This is a genomic window from Paracoccus sp. M683 (genome assembly GCF_007096355.1).
Lineage (GTDB): Bacteria > Pseudomonadota > Alphaproteobacteria > Rhodobacterales > Rhodobacteraceae > Paracoccus.
Genome location: NZ_VKDF01000003.1, coordinates 65,367 through 83,399 on the forward strand (window position 1 = coordinate 65,367; position 18,033 = coordinate 83,399).

Annotated in this window: 26 protein-coding genes and 1 riboswitch; of the genes, 14 read left to right on the forward strand and 12 right to left on the reverse strand. The window is 65.7% G+C overall.

Annotated features, from left to right (window positions below):
- Positions 1–105 precede the first annotated feature (105 nt).
- From FNJ84_RS21920 to FNJ84_RS05185, 8 genes are all read left to right on the forward strand, one after another.
- Entirely contained in the window at positions 106–282 is a 177-nt protein-coding gene (locus FNJ84_RS21920) for a hypothetical protein (protein ID WP_185968425.1), read from the forward strand.
- 2 nt (positions 283–284) lie between these two features.
- Positions 285–1,565 (forward strand): UDP-N-acetylglucosamine 1-carboxyvinyltransferase, encoded by a 1,281-nt coding sequence (gene murA / locus FNJ84_RS05155; protein ID WP_143791953.1) that lies wholly within the window; start codon positions 285–287, stop codon positions 1,563–1,565.
- The gene (locus FNJ84_RS05160; protein ID WP_143791954.1) at positions 1,558–2,034 is read left to right on the forward strand and encodes a DUF2948 family protein; all 477 of its coding nucleotides are present in this window, start codon (positions 1,558–1,560) and stop codon (positions 2,032–2,034) included. Before murA ends, FNJ84_RS05160 begins: the two co-directional genes overlap by 8 nt.
- Positions 2,031–2,516, forward strand: a complete 486-nt coding sequence (locus tag FNJ84_RS05165) for a GNAT family N-acetyltransferase (RefSeq protein ID WP_185968426.1) — start codon at positions 2,031–2,033, stop codon at positions 2,514–2,516. The genes FNJ84_RS05160 and FNJ84_RS05165 overlap by 4 nt, the downstream gene beginning before the upstream one ends.
- Complete coding sequence (locus tag FNJ84_RS05170; RefSeq protein ID WP_143791956.1) at positions 2,513–3,139, forward strand: HAD-IA family hydrolase; 627 nt, start codon at positions 2,513–2,515, stop codon at positions 3,137–3,139. The genes FNJ84_RS05165 and FNJ84_RS05170 overlap by 4 nt, the downstream gene beginning before the upstream one ends.
- Positions 3,140–3,264: 125 nt before the next feature.
- Complete coding sequence (gene hisD / locus FNJ84_RS05175; protein WP_143791957.1) at positions 3,265–4,578, forward strand: histidinol dehydrogenase; 1,314 nt, start codon at positions 3,265–3,267, stop codon at positions 4,576–4,578.
- Positions 4,575–5,057 carry a UPF0262 family protein gene (locus FNJ84_RS05180; RefSeq protein ID WP_143791958.1) on the forward strand — a complete coding sequence of 161 codons (483 nt, stop codon included), beginning with the start codon at positions 4,575–4,577 and terminating at the stop codon, positions 5,055–5,057. The genes hisD and FNJ84_RS05180 overlap by 4 nt, the downstream gene beginning before the upstream one ends.
- A gap of 3 nt (positions 5,058–5,060) precedes the next feature.
- A complete protein-coding gene (locus tag FNJ84_RS05185) occupies positions 5,061–5,519 on the forward strand; it encodes a low molecular weight phosphatase family protein (RefSeq protein ID WP_143791959.1) in 459 nt (152 codons plus the stop codon).
- Here the strand turns inward: FNJ84_RS05185 and FNJ84_RS05190 are convergent.
- Positions 5,516–6,418 (reverse strand): DMT family transporter, encoded by a 903-nt coding sequence (locus tag FNJ84_RS05190; RefSeq protein WP_143791960.1) that lies wholly within the window; start codon positions 6,416–6,418, stop codon positions 5,516–5,518. The genes FNJ84_RS05185 and FNJ84_RS05190 overlap by 4 nt on opposite strands.
- A 72-nt stretch (positions 6,419–6,490) precedes the next feature.
- A riboswitch (FMN riboswitch) is annotated at positions 6,491–6,643 on the reverse strand.
- Positions 6,644–6,722: 79 nt separating this feature from the next.
- Complete coding sequence (locus FNJ84_RS05195; RefSeq protein WP_143791961.1) at positions 6,723–6,956, reverse strand: DUF1127 domain-containing protein; 234 nt, start codon at positions 6,954–6,956, stop codon at positions 6,723–6,725.
- A gap of 141 nt (positions 6,957–7,097) precedes the next feature.
- On the opposite strand from FNJ84_RS05195, the gene FNJ84_RS05200 reads away from it, so the two are divergent.
- The gene (locus tag FNJ84_RS05200; RefSeq protein WP_185968427.1) at positions 7,098–7,976 is read left to right on the forward strand and encodes a LysR family transcriptional regulator; all 879 of its coding nucleotides are present in this window, start codon (positions 7,098–7,100) and stop codon (positions 7,974–7,976) included.
- Between the two features lie 51 nt (positions 7,977–8,027).
- Here FNJ84_RS05200 and FNJ84_RS05205 read toward each other — a convergent pair whose 3' ends face one another.
- From FNJ84_RS05205 to FNJ84_RS05245, 9 genes are all read right to left on the reverse strand, one after another.
- Positions 8,028–8,504 (reverse strand): hypothetical protein, encoded by a 477-nt coding sequence (locus tag FNJ84_RS05205; RefSeq protein WP_143791963.1) that lies wholly within the window; start codon positions 8,502–8,504, stop codon positions 8,028–8,030.
- A 33-nt stretch (positions 8,505–8,537) separates the two neighbouring features.
- Positions 8,538–8,978, reverse strand: coding sequence for a hypothetical protein (locus FNJ84_RS05210; RefSeq protein WP_185968428.1), 441 nt, complete (start codon positions 8,976–8,978; stop codon positions 8,538–8,540).
- 3 nt (positions 8,979–8,981) lie between these two features.
- On the reverse strand, positions 8,982–9,227 hold the full coding sequence (locus FNJ84_RS05215; protein ID WP_221931935.1) for a hypothetical protein: 246 nt from the start codon (positions 9,225–9,227) through the stop codon (positions 8,982–8,984).
- A 34-nt stretch (positions 9,228–9,261) separates the two neighbouring features.
- Positions 9,262–9,717 carry a DUF4123 domain-containing protein gene (locus tag FNJ84_RS05220; protein ID WP_143791965.1) on the reverse strand — a complete coding sequence of 152 codons (456 nt, stop codon included), beginning with the start codon at positions 9,715–9,717 and terminating at the stop codon, positions 9,262–9,264.
- 66 nt (positions 9,718–9,783) lie between these two features.
- Positions 9,784–10,284 carry a PAAR domain-containing protein gene (locus FNJ84_RS05225; RefSeq protein ID WP_255471054.1) on the reverse strand — a complete coding sequence of 167 codons (501 nt, stop codon included), beginning with the start codon at positions 10,282–10,284 and terminating at the stop codon, positions 9,784–9,786.
- Positions 10,285–10,338: 54 nt separating this feature from the next.
- Complete coding sequence (dtd, locus tag FNJ84_RS05230; protein WP_143791966.1) at positions 10,339–10,779, reverse strand: D-aminoacyl-tRNA deacylase; 441 nt, start codon at positions 10,777–10,779, stop codon at positions 10,339–10,341.
- Positions 10,776–11,192 (reverse strand): DUF6691 family protein, encoded by a 417-nt coding sequence (locus FNJ84_RS05235; RefSeq protein WP_143791967.1) that lies wholly within the window; start codon positions 11,190–11,192, stop codon positions 10,776–10,778. Before FNJ84_RS05235 ends, dtd begins: the two co-directional genes overlap by 4 nt.
- Positions 11,189–11,614, reverse strand: a complete 426-nt coding sequence (locus FNJ84_RS05240) for a YeeE/YedE family protein (RefSeq protein WP_143791968.1) — start codon at positions 11,612–11,614, stop codon at positions 11,189–11,191. The genes FNJ84_RS05235 and FNJ84_RS05240 overlap by 4 nt, the downstream gene beginning before the upstream one ends.
- Before the next feature lie 55 nt (positions 11,615–11,669).
- Positions 11,670–11,897: a hypothetical protein gene (locus FNJ84_RS05245; RefSeq protein ID WP_143791969.1), complete on the reverse strand. Its 228-nt coding sequence runs from the start codon at positions 11,895–11,897 to the stop codon at positions 11,670–11,672.
- 107 nt (positions 11,898–12,004) lie between these two features.
- On the opposite strand from FNJ84_RS05245, the gene FNJ84_RS05250 reads away from it, so the two are divergent.
- The 5 genes from FNJ84_RS05250 to FNJ84_RS05270 all read left to right on the forward strand — a co-directional run bounded on the left by FNJ84_RS05250 (position 12,005) and on the right by FNJ84_RS05270 (position 17,298).
- Positions 12,005–12,250 (forward strand): DUF2312 domain-containing protein, encoded by a 246-nt coding sequence (locus FNJ84_RS05250; protein ID WP_255471055.1) that lies wholly within the window; start codon positions 12,005–12,007, stop codon positions 12,248–12,250.
- A gap of 95 nt (positions 12,251–12,345) precedes the next feature.
- Complete coding sequence (locus FNJ84_RS05255; RefSeq protein WP_143791971.1) at positions 12,346–13,623, forward strand: imelysin family protein; 1,278 nt, start codon at positions 12,346–12,348, stop codon at positions 13,621–13,623.
- A gap of 72 nt (positions 13,624–13,695) precedes the next feature.
- Positions 13,696–15,210 carry a di-heme oxidoredictase family protein gene (locus FNJ84_RS05260; RefSeq protein ID WP_143792223.1) on the forward strand — a complete coding sequence of 505 codons (1,515 nt, stop codon included), beginning with the start codon at positions 13,696–13,698 and terminating at the stop codon, positions 15,208–15,210.
- A complete protein-coding gene (locus FNJ84_RS05265) occupies positions 15,210–16,214 on the forward strand; it encodes an imelysin family protein (protein ID WP_143791972.1) in 1,005 nt (334 codons plus the stop codon). The genes FNJ84_RS05260 and FNJ84_RS05265 overlap by 1 nt, the downstream gene beginning before the upstream one ends.
- Positions 16,215–16,218: 4 nt before the next feature.
- A complete protein-coding gene (locus FNJ84_RS05270) occupies positions 16,219–17,298 on the forward strand; it encodes a DUF1513 domain-containing protein (RefSeq protein ID WP_143791973.1) in 1,080 nt (359 codons plus the stop codon).
- A gap of 200 nt (positions 17,299–17,498) precedes the next feature.
- Here FNJ84_RS05270 and FNJ84_RS05275 read toward each other — a convergent pair whose 3' ends face one another.
- The gene (locus FNJ84_RS05275; RefSeq protein ID WP_143791974.1) at positions 17,499–18,029 is read right to left on the reverse strand and encodes a CAP domain-containing protein; all 531 of its coding nucleotides are present in this window, start codon (positions 18,027–18,029) and stop codon (positions 17,499–17,501) included.
- Between the last annotated feature and the right edge of the window lie 4 nt (positions 18,030–18,033).

Below are 18,033 nucleotides of genomic sequence, written 5' to 3' on the forward strand. Positions count from 1 at the left end.
GCCGTCGCGCAAAAAATCGGCGGAACTGCATCGGACCCAAGGTTACAGCCTTGCCGCATGCGGTGAAAACTGGACTGCGCCGCGCCGCGAGGGTAACAGGGGCCGATGAATGACAAACGCCCCAACGGCCCGACACGGGACAGCCGCGACGATCGGCTGCGCGCGGCGCTGCGTGCCAATCTTGCGCGGCGCAAGGCGCAGGCAAGGGCACGTGCGGCGCAGGGCGGCGAGTCGGATGACACCGACGCCGATCCGACGGACCAGACAAAGAAGGACGAGTAGAGATGGATCAGATCATCGTGCAGGGCAACGGGGCGCTTCACGGCGAAATCCCGATCGCCGGCGCCAAGAATGCCTGTCTGGCACTGATGCCGGCAACGCTTTTGTCGGACGAGCCGCTGACGCTGACCAATGCGCCACGCCTGTCGGATATCCGCACGATGACCGATCTGCTGGAATCGCTTGGCGCCGAGGTGACCTCGATGCAGGACGGGCGGGTTCTGGCCATGTCCTCGCATGATCTGACCAACCTGACCGCCGATTACGACATCGTGCGCAAGATGCGGGCCTCTAATCTGGTGCTGGGGCCGCTGCTGGCGCGGGCGGGGCAGGCGGTGGTGTCGCTGCCCGGCGGCTGTGCCATTGGCTCGCGGCCCATGGATCTGCATATTTCGGGGCTGGAGGCGCTTGGCGCCCAGATCGAACTGAAAGACGGCTATCTGCATGCCAAGGCGCCGGGCGGGCTGAAGGGTGCGGTGATCGACCAGCGTTTCGCCTCGGTCGGGGCCACCGAGAATATCGTCATGGCCGCCACCCTGGCCAAGGGCACGACGGTGTTGAAGAACGCCGCGCGCGAACCGGAAATCGTCGATCTGGTCCGCTGCCTGCGCGCCATGGGCGCCCAGATCGAGGGCGAGGGCACGGCGACCATCACCGTTCAGGGCGTCGATCGCCTGCATGGCGCGACGCACCCTGTCGTGGTCGACCGGATCGAGCTTGGCACCTATATGATCGCCCCCGCCATTGCCGGCGGCGAGGTGGAACTGCTGGGCGGGCGGATCGAGCTGATCGAGGCTTTCTGCGAGAAGCTGGATCAGGCCGGTGTCGCGGTCGAACAGACCAATCGCGGCCTCAAGGTGGCGCGCAAGAACGGCCGCATCCGTGCGGTCGACGTAAAGACCGAGGTTTTCCCCGGCTTTCCCACTGATCTACAGGCGCAGATGATGGCGCTGATGTGCACCGCCGAAGGCACCAGCATGCTGGAGGAAACCATCTTCGAGAATCGCTTCATGCATGCGCCGGAACTGATGCGCATGGGGGCCCGGATCGACGTGCATGGCGGCCATGCCACTGTGACCGGGGTGGAACGTCTGAAGGGCGCGCCGGTCATGGCGACCGATCTGCGCGCCTCGGTCAGCCTGATCCTTGCGGGGCTGGCTGCCGAAGGGGAAACCATCGTCAGCCGCGTCTATCATCTGGATCGCGGCTATGAACATGTCGTGCGCAAACTGCGCGGCGTTGGCGCAAAGATCGAGCGCGTGAAGGAAGGCCAGCACCATGACTGACGCAAGTTTTCTGGATGCCGGTCCCGACACGCCTCTGACCTTGAAGGCCGAGGACGAGGCCGATCTGAAGATCATCGCGGCGCTGGCGCAGGATGCGATCCTGCCCGCCAACGAAATATCTTACGATCCGCGCAAACGACAGCTGGCCCTGCTGATCAACCGCTTCCGTTGGGAAGATGTCGATGCCGCGCGCCGCGAGGGGCGCCCCTTTGAACGGGTTCGGGCGTTGCTGGTGCTGGGCGATGTGCTTCGGGTGCAAAGCGATGGCGTGGACCGCGATGCCGATACGGTGCTGGAACTGCTGACGATCGGATGGCAGGCCGGGCAGGACGGCACCGGCCGGCTGCTGCTGGAATTTGCCGGCGACGGCACGCTGGCGGCAGATGTCGAATGCATCAATATCGACCTGCGCGACGTGACCAAACCTTACATCGCCCCCTCGGGCAAGGCACCACATCACCCCGAATGATCATCTGGCGGCTGACCCCTGACCGCGCCGATGAATGGCGCGCGATCCGACTGGCGGCCCTGCGCGACGCGCCTGATGCCTTTGATGCAACGCTTGCCGAATGGCAGGACCGACCATTGGCCGATTTCGCCGAACGACTGGCCGAGGTCCCGACATTCGCCGCCGGTGACCATCCGGGCAGGCCGCTGGCGACGGCATCCTGGCTGCCAGGCCTTGATGATCGCGACCGCAAACGCGGTTGGCTGCTGGGTGTCTTTGCGCGACCCGAGGCGCGCGGGCAAGGCCATGCAACGGCGGTCATTCATGCTGTGCTGGCCGATGCTGCCCGGCAAGGCATGACCTCGATGGGTCTCAATGTCCGCGATACGGCCCCTCATGCGCAGGCGCTGTATCGCCGGCTTGGGTTTCGCGCCACCGCCCGGCAGGGCATCACCAATGCGCGCGGCCTGCCCGAAACCGAGATGTTGAAAGATCTGCCATGATGCTGACGGCCGATGCGCTTGCCTTCGATATGGATGGCACCCTGGTCGATTCTCACCCGGTCATCATCGCCTCATGGACCGAATGGGCCGAGCGCCGGGGACTGAACCCGCAAGATGTCATCGACTTCTGCCCCGGTCGACCGCTGCACCGCATCATCGGCCATTTCGCCCCCGATGCCGATCTGATGGCCGAGGCGCGATGGGTGCTGGACCGGCTGCCGCGGCTGGAACATCTGCTGCGTCCTGTGCCCGGCGCCAGCGACCTGCTGGCCAGCCTTGCACCGGGCGAATGGGCGCTGGTCACCTCGGCCCCTTCGGATCTGGCGCGGCGCTGGATGGGCATCTGCAACCTGCCGCTGCCGCCGCTGGTGATCACTGCCGATGACGTCGCCCATCCGAAACCGGACCCACAACCCTTTGCCCTGGCCGCCATGCAGCTTGGCCACGACCCCGCCCGCATGCTGGCATTCGAGGATTCCCACGCCGGTCTGGCCTCGGCCCGCGCCGCCGGAATGCCGACCATCGGCCTTGGCGGCGCCGAGGGCAGCGCGGCCAGCATTCGCGACTATATGATCGTGACGCGTCAGCCCGGCCCGGCCATCCAGCTGAAGATCGCCGGCTAAGTGCCTCGCTGGCCCTCTCACCCGTGCCCAAATATCCAAATTCCGCGCCTGCCATCCGCGCCAACGCCCCGGCTTGAGCCCCCCGTCCCAAGCCGTTAACAAGGCGCGAGCGCGGGGGAACAGACATGCCGATTTCGCTGAACACCACCGATCCCGATTTCGAGGCAGGCTTTGCCGCCATGCTGTCGATGAAACGCGAGGATTCGGCTGATGTGAATGATGTGGTCTCGGCGATCATCGCGGATGTCCGGGCGCGGGGCGATGCGGCCCTGTGCGACCTGACCGCCCGGTTCGACCGGCTGGACCTGACCCCCGGCATGCTGCGTTTTTCCCCGCAGGAAATCGCCGCCGAAACCGCCAGGGTCGCCCCCGAGGACCGCGCGGCCCTGCAAATGGCTGCTGAACGCATCCGTGCCTATCACGCCCGCCAGATGCCCGATGACGCGCAATGGACCGACCCCGAAGGCGCGACGCTTGGCTGGCGCTGGACACCGGTTTCCGCCGCTGGACTTTACGTGCCGGGCGGGCAGGCGGCCTATCCCTCGTCCGTGCTGATGAATGCCATCCCGGCGCGGGTCGCGGGGGTGGAACGGCTGGTTATCTGCGTCCCGACACCAGGGGGCGTGATCAATCCGCTGGTGCTGCTGGCCGCGCAACTGGCGGGCGTCGACGAGATCTATCGCATCGGCGGGGCGCAGGCGGTGGCCGCCATGGCCTATGGCACGCAGACGATTGCCGCAGTGGACAAGATCACCGGGCCCGGCAATGCCTATGTCGCGGCGGCCAAGCGGCAGGTCTTTGGCCGTGTCGGCATCGACATGATCGCCGGTCCGTCCGAAGTGCTGATCATCGCCCAGGGCGCGCAGAACCCCGACTGGATCGCGCTGGACCTGCTGGCACAGGCCGAACATGACGCCGATGCGCAGTCGATCCTGATCACCACCGATCAAGACCTGGCCCGCGCTGTCGCCAATGCGGTTGATCGCCTGCTGCCGACGCTGCCGCGCGCCGAAATTGCCGGTGCAAGCTGGCGCGATTATGGCACCATTATCATCGCCCGCGACCTGGCCGAAGCCGCCCGCCTGTCGGATCGCATCGCGCCCGAGCATCTGGAACTGCTGGTCGATGACCCCGAAGCGCTGGCCACCCAATGCAACCACGCCGGGGCGATCTTTCTTGGCGCCTTCACCCCCGAAGCCGTGGGCGATTACGTCAGCGGCCCGAATCACGTGCTGCCCACCGCGCGCTCGGCCCGGTTCTCGTCGGGCCTGTCGGTGATGGATTTTCTGAAACGCACCACGATTGCCCGTCTGACCCCCGGTGCGCTGGTCGCAATTGGCGGCGCCGCCGTGCGCCTTGCCGCATCAGAGGGCTTGCAGGCGCATGGCCAATCGGTTCAGGCTCGGCTGAACCAGTTGAATGAGAAGGGGGACGAATGAGCCGCCTCAGCAAGATCGAGATCGACGATTCCGCCCTGCCTCCGGCCACGCCCGAGATGGAACAGGAACGCCGCGTGGCCATCTTCGACCTGCTCGAAGACAACAGCTTTTCCGTGCCCGGCCGCGACGGCCAGCCCGTGCCCGATGGCCCCTATGTCCTGGATCTCGCTATTCGCGAGGGGCGGCTGGTCTTTGACCTGAACAACGAACAGGCCGAGAAAGTGGCCGAGTTCCACCTGTCGCTTGGCCCTTTCAGGCAGGTGACCAAGGATTATTTCCAGATCTGCGAAAGCTATTTCGACGCGGTCAAGAAGCTGCCCCCCGCCCAGATCGAAGCGATCGACATGGCGCGTCGCGGCATCCATAACGAGGGCGCCCGCACCCTTCAGGAACGGCTTGAGGGCAAGGCCTCGCTTGATATCGACACGGCGCGGCGGCTGTTCACGCTGATCTGCGCGCTGATCCCGCAGAAGGTCTGATAGATGGCGGCGGACATCCCCGGCTCGGTGCTGTTCTGCTGTGACCACAACGCCATCCGTTCGCCCATGGCGGAAGGGATGATGAAGAAATTTTATGGTCGCGCCGCCTATGTTCAATCCGCCGGGGTCAAGAACGACCTTGAGATTGACGGTTTCGCCGTCACCGTCTGCGACGAAATCGGCGTCACGCTGAACAATCACCGCACCCGCAGTTTCGAGGAAATGCAGGCTTGGGGCGACGATCTGGGCGGGTTCGATCTGGTGGTCGCGCTGTCGCCTGCCAGTCAGCGGCTGGCGCTGGAAATGACGCGGCTGTTCCATCTTGAGGTGGAATACTGGCCGATCATGGACCCGACCGGCATGGCCGAGGGGCGCGATGCCAAATTGGCCATGTATCGCCAGACCCGTGACCAGATCCGCAAGACCATGATCAACCGCTTCGGCCCCCCGGTCGAAGGCTAACCCGTCGCAACCACCGCGCCATCGCCGCCGCGTTCCCGCGACAAAAGCCACAGCGATGCGCCCACGATCAGCGCCGAGCCCAGCCACATGCTGCCTGGCGGCACAAAACCGAAAACCAACAGGCCCAGCCCGACATTGAAGGGCAGTTTCACATGGTCGAACGGTTGCAGAAAGGCGGCGTCGGCCACGGCATAGGCGCGAGCCAGCGCATATTGCGCCACCGCTGTCAGCAGCCCCACCGCGATCAGCGCGGCAATGGCCGAACCGCCCGGCAGGGCAAAGCCGCCGGCACCGGGCAGGACGGCCAGCCCGGCATTCAGCGGCGTCAGCAGCGCCAGAAGATACAGGGTCAGCGCGGCGGGCGTTTCGGTCGTGGTCATCCGCTTGGTCATCAGCGACGCGCCGGCCCACAGCGCCGCCGCGCCCACCGGCACCAGCGCCCAGGGGGTAAAGGCATCCGACCAGGGTTGAAGGATTACCGCGCCGCCCAGAAAGCCGATGCCAACCGCGATCCAGCGCGGCGAGGTCACCCGCTCGCCCAGCAGCAGTGCCGCGCCGGCAGTGACGAAAAAGGGTGACAGCATGATCAACGAGATCGCCTGCCAGATCGGCACATGCGCCAGGCCCAGCACCCAAAGCTGCACCCCGCCCACGGCCAGGCCCACGCGCAGCAGATGCGCGCCGATCCGGGTGGTGCGGAACCCCGAGGGGCGCGCGCCCAGCCACGGCAGCATGATCAGCAGGGCGATCGCATATTGCCAGAAGGTGATGGTGGGGGCGGCGATGCCCAGCACCATGGCGGCATATTGCACCAGCACATTGATCAGCGCGAAGACCGCGCCGGCGCCGATCATCAGCGCCGCGCCCATCGCATTCGACGAATTGAAGAACCCAGCCATGGCGCCACCCTTTCCCCTACGCACATAACCCAAGGCAAACAGGAACACGCGCCGCATGACTGGCGGCGTGTTTCCCGTTCTCTTGCATCCGGACTGTGACCGTCGGCCCCGGAATTGCACCGGATCTGCTGACCCCTTGACCCGATCGGATCAAGGGCGCTCGCGGGCTGTGCGGCCATGCCGCTTACCGCCGGTGGGGACTTTCACCCCGCCCCGAGAACGACGCGGCCAGCTTCGGCCGCCCGGTTCAGATAGGGCGGCGGAATGGCCCGCGCAAGGGGAAGGGTGGCAGGGGCGCTGGTGATCAGCGCTTGCTATAGAAATGCTCGGGCGCATCCCACATGCTGCGATTGACCTCGGCCTCGACCTGTTGGCGGGTCACGCCGATATCGCGCAGCAGATCATCGTCCAGCTTCGACAGGTCGATGCGGGTCTTGCGCAGGTCGAAAGCCGTCAGGATACGCTCCAGCCAGTTTGGCCGGGGGACGATGCCCTGACCGGTGACGACACGCAGCAAGGCGGTTGATTTGGTTGACATCGTTCAATCCTCCTGATGCGATTTATCATCAACAAAGGTGAATGGTTTCTTTGAATTCATCTTTGACAGTGATAATATGGATGGAACAGATGCATTAGTGAAATGAATGATTTTGATCGAATCAATCACGGAGATTGAATGATGCGAAATCTCGATATCGCGACCCTGCGCTCGCTTCAGGCGGTGGCGGAATATGGCGCGGTCACCCGCGCGGCTGAATCGCTGAACATGACGCAAAGCGCGCTGTCGATGCAGATCCGGCGGTTAGAGGATGTCTTTGGCCAGCCCTTGCTGGAAAAGCAGGGCAGGGGCATCGTTCTGACCGACTTCGCCCAGCTGCTGCTGACGGAAACGCGCAAGCTTGTGGGGCTGAACGATGCGATCATCGGGCGATTTACCGGCGTCCGGCCGGAATGCCGGCTGCGTGTCGGTCTGACGACCGATTGGCCGATGCTGCATTTCACCCTGGCCGTGCGCCAGTTCCGCGAGGCAAATCCCAATGTCGAGGTGGTGCTGTCGGATGGCATCAGCGTCGATCTGCGCCGGCAGTTCGAACGCGATGAGCTTGACGTGATCCTGACCACGGAACTGGAATGTGGCAAGGATGCGGTCCAGCTGTACGAGATCGACCTGATCTGGATGGGGGCCGAGGGCGGCACGGCCTGGCTGCAACGGCCCTTGCGGCTGACCAATGCGTTGAACTGTTCCTTCCTGCGGGCGGGGATCGCGGCCTTGGATGCGGCCGGCATCCCCTGGGAACATGCCTCGGGCGTGGGCAGCTGTGAACGCAACCAGATGCTGACGGCGGCCGATCAGGGGGTGAACACCTTCCTGCACAAGTCTCAGCGTCCGGGGATCGAACAGATCGACCATGGCGGAGCCTTGCCGCCGCTGCCGCGCAGCAGTCTGAACATGTATCTGACCCAGGGGTCGATCAGTGCGCTGGCCTCGGAATTTGGCCGCTATCTGCGCCGCGCGGTCCAGGACGAGGCTGAAGACCAGAGATCAGCTGCGGCCTGACCCGTTTGCCCCGGGGGCCAGCAGCGGCCCCCCCCCCCGGTCAGGCGTGGATCAGGCCTGGATCATGTATCGCGTCAGGCAGTCGCGCAGAAAGGCCTGGCCCTTTTCGGTCAGCCCGGATTCCTCGACATAGGCGATGAAATCGGCCTTCAGCGCCACGACATCCGCCAGGCCGGTCATCGCCGCCGCCGAGCCGAAGGCGACGTGGAAATGTTCGCCCGCCGGCAGCCACAGCAACAGCGGGGCGGGTGCGAAGCTGACAATGATATCTTCGTGGGAATGGTCGAACAGGCTTTCCCAGGCGGCTTCGGGATCCGCCGCCGTCTCGACCTGTTCCCCGGCGCCAAATTCGGCGTGGTGAATGGTGATGGCCGTGCTGCCTGCGGCACGCGCCTGCGCGGCAAGGCGCAGAAAATCGTCACGGTCGATGTAATCGGGAAAGATCAGAGACGAAAAACCCTGTTCCTGCACAAAGGCGGGCCGCAGCAGCCGCCGGTCATCCAGCGCCAGGGCGATCAGGTTCTGCATGGGGAAACTCCTGCTGTTCGGTCCGGCCATCGGTCACGGATCATAACGGATTTCGGTGCCGCGACCATTGCCGGGATTGCGCATTTCCAGCGTGGGCCGCCCGTCCGAGCTGCCGGGCCGGACGGTGACCTTGGTTCCGTCGCTTAGCGTTCCGGTCCGACCGGGGCCGTATTGGGTGTTGATCGGCTTGACGTTCTGGGGGCCAAGATCGTCGAAATCGCGATCGGCGCGGGACATGCCGCCGGGCTTGCTGCCATGGCGCGTCTTGCCCTTGGTGGTCTGCGAGACATTCGCCTCTTTTTCCAGTTCCTCGCGCGATTTCTTGCACGAACCGACGCAATTGCCGCGTTTGGGCGACCCGTTGCCGGATTGATCGGCCCGTTTCCCGGCACCCGAGGGTAGTGCGGGCGGTTTTCGCGCCCCGCCGCGCCCCTTTGTCAGCAGCTTCAACAGCAGTCTCAGCAGCGCGCCCATCGCCTATGCACCGCTTTTCCAGATCCGGTCCCAATTGGCGCCTGTGACGTCGTCCAGTTCCGACAGAACATCGTCGATGGCATCGTCGGGTTGGCGCGGGCTGTCACGGAAATGGCGCCGGGCCAGCCCGCCCCCGGCCGCCTTGCCGTCGGTGATCGACATCAGATAGGCCCATTTCATCTGCGCGCGCTCTGATCGCAGGCCCAGATCGTCGCCCGATTTTTCATAGTCCAGCACGCGCTGGTGCAACGCGTCATCGGGCAGGTGATCGGTGCCGCCCGGATCAACCTCGGGCAGATAGGTCGCGACCTTGCGGCGCGACCCGTCCAGCCGGCGCTGTTCGATGGCACGGATGGTCGCGGGCGTCAGCCGCAGAGCGCCGCTGGCGGGGGCGGGAGAGCCGGGCGATCACGGCGCGGCGGTCGGTGGTGTCGTCAACGGGCAGCATGCCGCCGCCCGACGGATGACCCGCCTCAAGCGCCGCGCGCATCCGTTCGGCCAGATCTTCGGCGGCGATCGTGCCGCTTTCCAGATCCGCCGCCCAATCCGGTGTGGATGCGGGACCGAATCCGTCGCGATACAGATTGATCAGCCATGGGCCGCCGCGGATCACGGCCTGATCTTCGACATGTCGATAGAGCGGCTGGCAGCTTGGCCCGAGGTTTTGGCAGGCCGCGCCCAGATCGTCGAAGAACGCCCCGTCCATGACGGCGAATATTCGCGTCTCGTCGTCCGGCACCAGCTGGGTCAGATGGGTCAGCAGCGCGACGCGGTTCCGGTCGGCCCAATTGGTGATGGCGAATGGTCAGCCCCTGACCATTGGCGAGGACTGGCTGGCCTGCTGGACCTGACACGCCGTTCCGCCGGCGCCTTGTGCCGGTGCCGGTGCCGCTGCCGCTGCCGCTGAACCGCCTGCCAGCTTGCCTGGGCCGTTATCGTCGATGAACACATCGCCCGATCCGGTTTGCGCTGTTCCGCCGCAGCTGATGCTGTCGCCTTTGCGGCCGGCCGGCTTGCCATTGATGAACACCGTCGGCGATCCGGCGGCCAATGCCCTGCCATGGGCCGGCGCGTGCCCGGACACGCAGGCATGAGCGGCGAAACTGTCACCTTCACGCATCACGGAACGGCCGTTGACGAAAACGTCCGGGCTGCCGTCGGTGGCCGGTGTAGGGGGAAAATGGCAGGCGTGGCCGGATCCGATGTCGCCCTTGCGATGCGCGGCTGGCATGACGAGACACTCTTCAACGGTTGAAACAAAATACCTGACTGACGCGAAAACAGGCGCTATATTCTTGCTCGGCAACCGCTGTGCGTTGCCATCGAGCCGCAGCGCATCTTCGATCGGGGTGGCCAGCCCTCAGGTCACATCCAGCCAGATGGTGACCGGACCGTCATTGACCAGTGCCACCTGCATATCGGCGCCGAACTCGCCCGTCTCGACTGGCAGCCCGTGGCCGCGCAGCGCCTGTGCCAGATGTTCATACAGCCGCTGCCCGTCCTGCGGCGCGGCGGCAGCCGAAAATCCGGGGCGGTTGCCACTGCTGGTATCGGCCGCCAGCGTGAACTGGCTGACCACCAGCACGCCCCCGCCCGTATCGCTGATCGAGAGGTTCATCTTGCCCGCCTCGTCACGGAAAATGCGCAGCCGGGCAATCCGGCCGGCAAGCTTTTCGGCCGTGGTCTCGTCATCGCCGCGCATGGCGCAGGCCAGCACCAGCAGCCCAGGGCCGGTGCGGCCGATGGTCCGGCCCTCGACCGTGACCGATGCCTCGGCCACCCGTTGCAGAAGCGCCATCATACCCGCCGGTTCCACATGGCGAACAATGCCATCCCCGCCACCATGGCGGCGAAAAAGACCCAGAAGGGCGGCCCGGCAAAGCCAAGCACCGCCATCGAAGGGCCGGGGCACAGGCCCGACAGCCCCCAGCCAAGGCCAAACAGGGCGGATCCGGCAATCAGTCGGGCGTCGGTCCGGTGCGACGGCGGCGGCGGGAAGGGCTGGCCGGTCATCGCCCGGTCACGCCTTGCAGCGATGCGCCAAGCGATCGCCATGGGGATGATTGCGCCAGCCAGTACGAAGCCCAATGTCGGATCCCACTGCCCGAACACGTCCAGCCAGCCACGCACCTTTTCAGGCTGGGTCATGCCCGATACCAGCAGTCCGGCCCCGAACAGCCCGCCCGACAGCGCCGCAAAGACCAGGCGCATCATGCCGACGACCCAAGCGCGCGGGCGATCAGCACCGCGACGCCTCCGGCGAGCAGAAAGGTCACGGTTGCTGCGATGCTGCGCCAGGACAACCGCGAGATCCCGCAGACACCATGGCCCGAGGTGCAGCCATTGGCCAGCCGCGTGCCAAATCCCACCAGCAGCCCCGCCAGCACCATGACGCCAATGCCCGCAACCGGCGTTGCAGGCCCGCCGATGCCCGCGCGCCACAGAAACGCCGGGACCAGGATCAGGGCGGCGGCAAAGGCCAGGCGCTCGGCCCGGTTGGCGTGGCCGCTGCCGTCGACCAGCCCGCCCAGCAACCCGCTGGCCCCCATGATCCGCCCGTTCAGCAGCAGGAAAGCCGCCGCCGCTGTGCCGATCATCAACCCGCCCGTCAGGCCGGAAATCCAGTCTGGATCCATCTGCGCCTCGCTTTGTCAGCTCTTGGCGTCAGATATATTCGCACTTCGGAATGCGTCAACCGGCCAGCACGATCCCCAGCACCACCGCCATCAATCCGATGGTCGAGGCCCCAAGCGCAGCCATGTTCACCGCCAGAACGCGGCGCATCTTGTTCTTCAGCGCCTGATCATTCAGACCGGCCTTGCGCGCCCGCGCCACCGTCATGATGCACCAGATCAGCAGGCCCACGCCGATCAGTGTCAGCGCCGCGCCGCCCCAGATGAGAAGATCGAATACCGTCATCGCATGTCCTTGTTGTCATGCGGCCCTAGCCCCGATTGCACCAGACGGCAAGAGCGCCTATGCCTCGGCCGCAATCAGGCAGGATCGAGACCGGAGATAAGAGCGACATGACCGACCCCTATAGCGTGACCGCCGACGAGCTGCGCCAGTTCATCGAGCGGATCGAGCATCTTGAAGCCGAGAAAAAGGACATCGCCGAACAGATCAAGGAAGTCTATGCCGAGCTGAAAGGCCGCGGCTATGACAGCAAGGCGATCCGCAAGCTGGTGACATTGCGCAAGAAAGACCCGCAGGAAGTGCAAGAGGAAGACGCGATCCTGGAACTGTACAAGACCGCACTTGGCATGGCCTGAACGGGGGGGGCGATCCGGAGCGGGCAATTGACAAAGCCTATAAATTCACTCAGGTTTCTGTCCGACCCATCAGCCCTGTTCGAAAAGGACGCCCCATGCCCCGAGTCTTGCTTACCCGTCCGCTTGTCCTGGCCACAGCGCCGGCCTTGGCACTGGCCTTGCCGGCATGGGCGGCCGACCCTGCGGCCGTCGTCGCCAATTACGCCGATCTTGCGCAGGCCGGCTATCACGACAGCCTGACCACGGCGCAGACGCTGCGTCAGGCGGTGGGGACGCTGGTTGAACAACCCTCGCAGCAGACGCTGGAGGCGGCGCGGCAGGCCTGGCTTGATGCCCGCGTGCCCTATCAGCAGACCGAGGCCTTCCGGTTCGGCAATCCGATCGTCGATGATTGGGAAGGCCGCGTGAATGCATGGCCGCTGGACGAGGGGCTGATCGACTATGTCGATCCGGCCTATGGCGGGGCCAGCGACGAAAACGACTATGCGGTGCTGAACGTTATCGCCAATCCGCAATTCCAGTTGTCGGGCGAGGAAATCGACGCCAGCACGATCACCCCGGCGCTGATCCAGGACAAGCTGCACGAGGCCGACGCGGTCGAGGCGAATGTCGCCTCGGGCTATCACGCGATCGAGTTCCTGCTGTGGGGGCAGGATCTGAACGGCACGGATGCCGGCGCTGGCCAGCGGCCCTTTACCGATTTCGCGGCGGGCGATGCCTGCACCGGCGGAAATTGCGACCGGCGGGGACAATACCTGATTGCCGCGACCGATCTTCTGATCAGCGATCTGGAATGGATCACGGCGCAATGGGCCAGCGACGGCGAGGCGCGCGCCGCCGTCACCGCCGATCCGCAAGCCGGCCTTTCGGCAATGCTGACCGGCATGGGCAGCCTGTCCTATGGCGAATTGGCGGGCGAGCGGATGCGCCTTGGCCTGATGCTGAACGACCCCGAGGAAGAACATGACTGCTTCTCGGACAACACGGTGAACAGCCATTACTATGACGGGCTGGGCATTCGGAACGTTTATCTGGGCAGCTACACCCGCCCCGATGGCAGCACGATCAGCGGCCCCTCGCTGGCCGATCTGGTTGCGGCTGCCGATCCCGCCATCGACACGCAACTGCGCGGCGAACTCGATGCCAGCGTCACCGCACTGGATGCGCTGCGTCAGGCGGCGCAGGGGGGCATGGCCTATGATCAGATGCTGGCGCCCGGCAATGCCGAGGGCGAGACGCTGATCATGGCGGCAGTGGACGGTCTGGTCACGCAGACCCGCTCGATCGAGCGCGCGGTGACGGTGCTCGGGCTGTCTGCGATCACGGTCGAGGGCTCGGACAGCCTGGATAATCCGGGCGCGGTCTTTCAATAGGGGACAGGGATCATGCAGGGGGGCAGGGTGCCCGCGACAGCGGGCTTGATCGCGGTGGTGGCCTGTCTGCTGATGGCGGCCACCAGCGCCGGCGCCGACCCTCTTGCCGATGATCCGCATCTGAACACGGTTCCGCGCAGCCCGGCAGAGGCCGCGCGGATCAGCACTGTCACCGCGCCCACGTCCGATTTCAGCGCGCCCGAGCCCTTCGAGGCCAATCCCGGCGGGGCAGCGACCGTGCGGGCGATGGCGACGGCGGATGCCTTTTCCCAGTTCTCGGCCAATCTGTCCTTCGAGGATGAACTGCGCTTCAAGCTGGGCAATGCGCTGTTTCGCAAGCTGTGGGTCTCGTCTCCTTCATCCACGCTGGCATCGGACGGGCTGGGGCCGCTGTATAACGCACGGGGATGTCAGTCCTGCCACCTGAAGGACGGGCGCGGCCAGCCGCCGATGGACCCGGAACAGACTGGCGCGCTGTCCATGCTGATGCGGCTGTCGGTGCCGGTTGCCCCGGATGCGCCGGTCAGCGCGCTTTCGGCCTATCTGGCAGGTCGTGACGGTGCGCCTGTCGCGGCCACGATGCCCGATCCCGTCTATGGCAACCAGTTGCAGCCGCTGGCGACGCCGGGTCAGACGCCCGAGGGACGGCTGGCTGTCACCTGGACCGAGGAACCCTTTGCCTTTCCCGATGGCGAACAGGCCAGCTTGCTGCGCCCCGACTGGCGCATCGACAGCCCGCATTACGGCCCCTTCGCTGACGGGATCATGATCAGCCCCCGGATCGCGCCCCAGATGATCGGGCTGGGGCTGATCGAGGCGATTCCGGCGGCCGATATTCTGGCAGGCGAGGACCCTGACGATACCGATCGCGACGGCATATCGGGCCGGGCGGCGGTGGTCATCAGCCCCGAATTTCAGCGCCCCGTGCTGGGACGTTTCGGGCTGAAGGCAGGGGCGGCGACGATCCGCGAACAATCGGCCGCGGCGTTTTCGGGCGATATCGGCATCTCGACCCCTCTGGTTCCGGCCCCATGGGGCGAATGCAGCGCAGCGCAGGCCGATTGCCGCAACGGGCCGCATGGCGATGGCGATGCGCGCGGCACCGAGATCGACGAAGAGGGGCTGGACCTTGTCACCTTCTATTCCCGCAATCTTGCGGTCCCGGCCCGCCGCGATCTGGACGATCCGCAGGTGCTGGCCGGCAAACAGCAATTCTATCAGGCTGGTTGCACCGCCTGCCACCGCCCGAAATTCGTGACCCATCGCCTGTCTGACCGGGCCGAGCAGAGCTTTCAGCTGATCTGGCCCTATTCCGATTTCCTGCTGCACGATATGGGCGAGGGGCTGGCCGACAACCGCCCCGATGGCCGCGCGACAGGTCAGGAATGGCGCACGCCGCCGCTTTGGGGGATCGGGCTGACAGGGCAGGTCAGCGGCCATACCCGCTTTCTTCACGATGGCCGGGCACGTAACCTGACCGAAGCAGTGCTGTGGCATGGTGGCGAGGCGCAGACCGCCCGTGACCATTTCGTCAGCCTGTCCCCACAGGATCGCGCTGCGCTGATCCGCTTTCTGGAAAGTCTGTGATGCGCCTGACCCGCCCGCTGTTTCTTGCGACTGTGCTGGCCCTCGGGTTGGCCCAGCCCGCCGCTGCCGATGTTCCCCGCGCCGTGCAGGACCAGATCCTGCCCGGATTTGCCGATTTTGCCGGCGCCGCGCGACAGTTGGCCGATGCCGCCGGGGCCGATTGCGATGCACAGGCGCTGCGCCCGGCCTATGACGCGGCATTCGATGCATGGATGCGGGTCGGCCACCTGCGCCTTGGGCCCGGTGAAACCGCGGTGCTGTCCATTGCCTTCTGGCCCGACACGCGGGGGGCGGGGTCGCGGGCGCTGGCGCGTCTGCTGGCCGATCGGGATCCGGTCGCGGATGACCCGGTGCGCTATGCACGGGAATCGGCGGCTGCCCGAGGCTTTTTCGCCTTCGAGGCGCTGGTGTTCGACGACGCATATGCCGCAGAGGAAGGTGCGGCGACCACTTATCGCTGCCAGTTGATCACCACTGTTGCGGCCGATCTGGCCGCGCAGGCAGAGGCACTGGATCGCGATTGGCGCGACGGCTTTGCACCGGTCCTGACCAGCGCCGGCCAGCCCGGAAATACGATCTATCTCGCTCCGCAAGAGGCGGTGCAGGCGCTGTATACGCAATTGATGGTGGGCCTGGAATTTACCGAAGATCAACGCCTTGCCCGCCCACTGGACAGTTTCGACAACCCCCATCCCAAGCGTGCCGAGGCATGGCGCTCGGCCCGGTCGCTGGCGAATCTGCGGGCCTCGCTGGCGGCACAGCGGGCCTTGGCGCTGGCGCTGGTCGACACGCCGATCCCGGTGACGCAGGCGGCGTTTGACGCGGCCGATCAGGCGGCCGAACGGATCGTCGATCCGGGTTTTCAGGACATTGGCGATCCGCAGGCATGGCTGCGTCTGGACGTGCTGCGTCAGCGGGTCCAGGCTGTCCGGCAGGCGGTCGAGGCCGAAATCGGCACGGCGCTTGGTGTTGCGGCCGGGTTCAACTCGGCGGATGGGGACTGAGGTAATGCGCAGCGATCGACGCCGGTTCATGGCGGCACTGCTGGCGGCTTCGACCGTGCCGCGCCTGTCCTGGGCCGATGCCGGCAACCCGGCCTTTCTGGCCTGCGCGCGCGAGGCCGATGACAGTTTCGCCCTTTATGGCATGACCGAGTCGGGGGCGGATAGCTTCCGCGTGGCTTTGCCGGCGCGCGGTCATGCCGGGGCTGGCCATCCGACACGGCCAGAAGCGGTGGTCTTTGCCCGCCGGCCCGGTGCCTATGCGCTTGTGATCGACTGCGTGGGCGGCGGCGTTTTGCACCGGCTGACCCCGCCCGAGGGCCGGCAGTTCAACGGTCACGGCGTCTTTATCGGGGGCGGCGAGATCCTGGTCACGACCGAACAGCGCGCCAGCGACAGTGCCGGGCTTCTGGGCCTGTGGGCCGCCCGTGACGGCTATCGCCGCATTGCCGAGTGTCAGACCGGCGGCATTGGTCCGCATGAGGTGGTGCGGCTTCCCGGTGACCTGCTGGTGGTCGGCAATGGCGGTATCGCCACTGACCCCACTGACCGGACCAAGCTGAACATCCCCGACATGCGCCCCAATCTGGCCTATCTTTCGCCGGAAGGGGCGCTGCTGGAAACGGTCGAGCTGGCGCAGGCGCTGCATTTCAACTCGATCCGCCATCTGGCGGTGGGACGCGACGGGTTGATCGGTTTCGCGATGCAATGGGAAGGCGATCCGATCGAGGCCGTCCCGCTGCTGGGCCTGCACCGGCGCGGCAAGGCGCCGATCCTTGCCACCGCGCCCGAGCCGGAGCAGCGCGTCTTGCAGGGCTATGCGGGCAGCATCGCCTTTGACAGGGCTGGGGATCAGGTCGCGATAACCTCGCCGCGTGGCGGGCGTCTGCATCGGTTTGACGCATCGGGGCGTTTTCTGGGCGCGGTGACGCGGGGCGATGTCTGCGGTCTGGCAGGGCTGGATGGCGGCTTTCTGTTGACCGATGGCGGCGGTGGTATTCTGGTTGCCGAAGATGCGGGGATCCGCGCACTTGGTTTGCGGGGGCGCAGCTGGGACAACCATGTCATTGCGCTGCCCCGGACGTGAGATCCCGCAGTTCGGCACATCATGTGCTGATCCTGTCACTTGTCCGGTATGGTGCGGAACGGTCGAGGTTGAAAACCCGCCGACCTGCGATGTCAGATAAGCTTGGCCAGCACTGACCCGGCCAGCAATGGTCTTGCCAGCACTGATCCTGCCAGCGCTGATCCGGCCAATGCCGGGCGCAGTCAAAGCGACAGGGGCGGTTACCAGCTGAAGGGGCGGATGCGGGCGTTCGACTGTTCCTGCACGCCCGCGACATTTCGGCAGTCGGTGGCATAGACCCCGACCCAATAAAGCTGCCCATTGCCATCACGTGCGACGCCAAAGCCCATGGCACGGGCACGAGGGTCGTGCTGGTTGCGCGCATGACTTGCCGATGATTGCCAGGCGCGCACCGTCAGATCCGCTGATTTCGTGCCCTGTGCGACGTTTTCGGCCGAGAAGCATGCGCGGAAGCCGGCATTCCTGATCCGCCCCATGGGACGGGCGCCATTGCCGCTGCGATGGCTGACCGCCTGCCGCCGGGCAAGGTCGCAGGCATGGCGTTGCGCCGCCGCGTTCAGCCGCCGGTCGATGCGCAGTTCCTGCTGCCCGCGCGCGGCCCTGGTCTGGTTGGTCTGCTGCCCAAGGGTGGCGACAACCGCGCCCAGATCCTTGACGTCACAATTGCTGGCCGCCGCCATGGCCGGCGCCCCGAACAAGGTGATCAGCAGGGAAATGGCGAATATCCGCATGGTT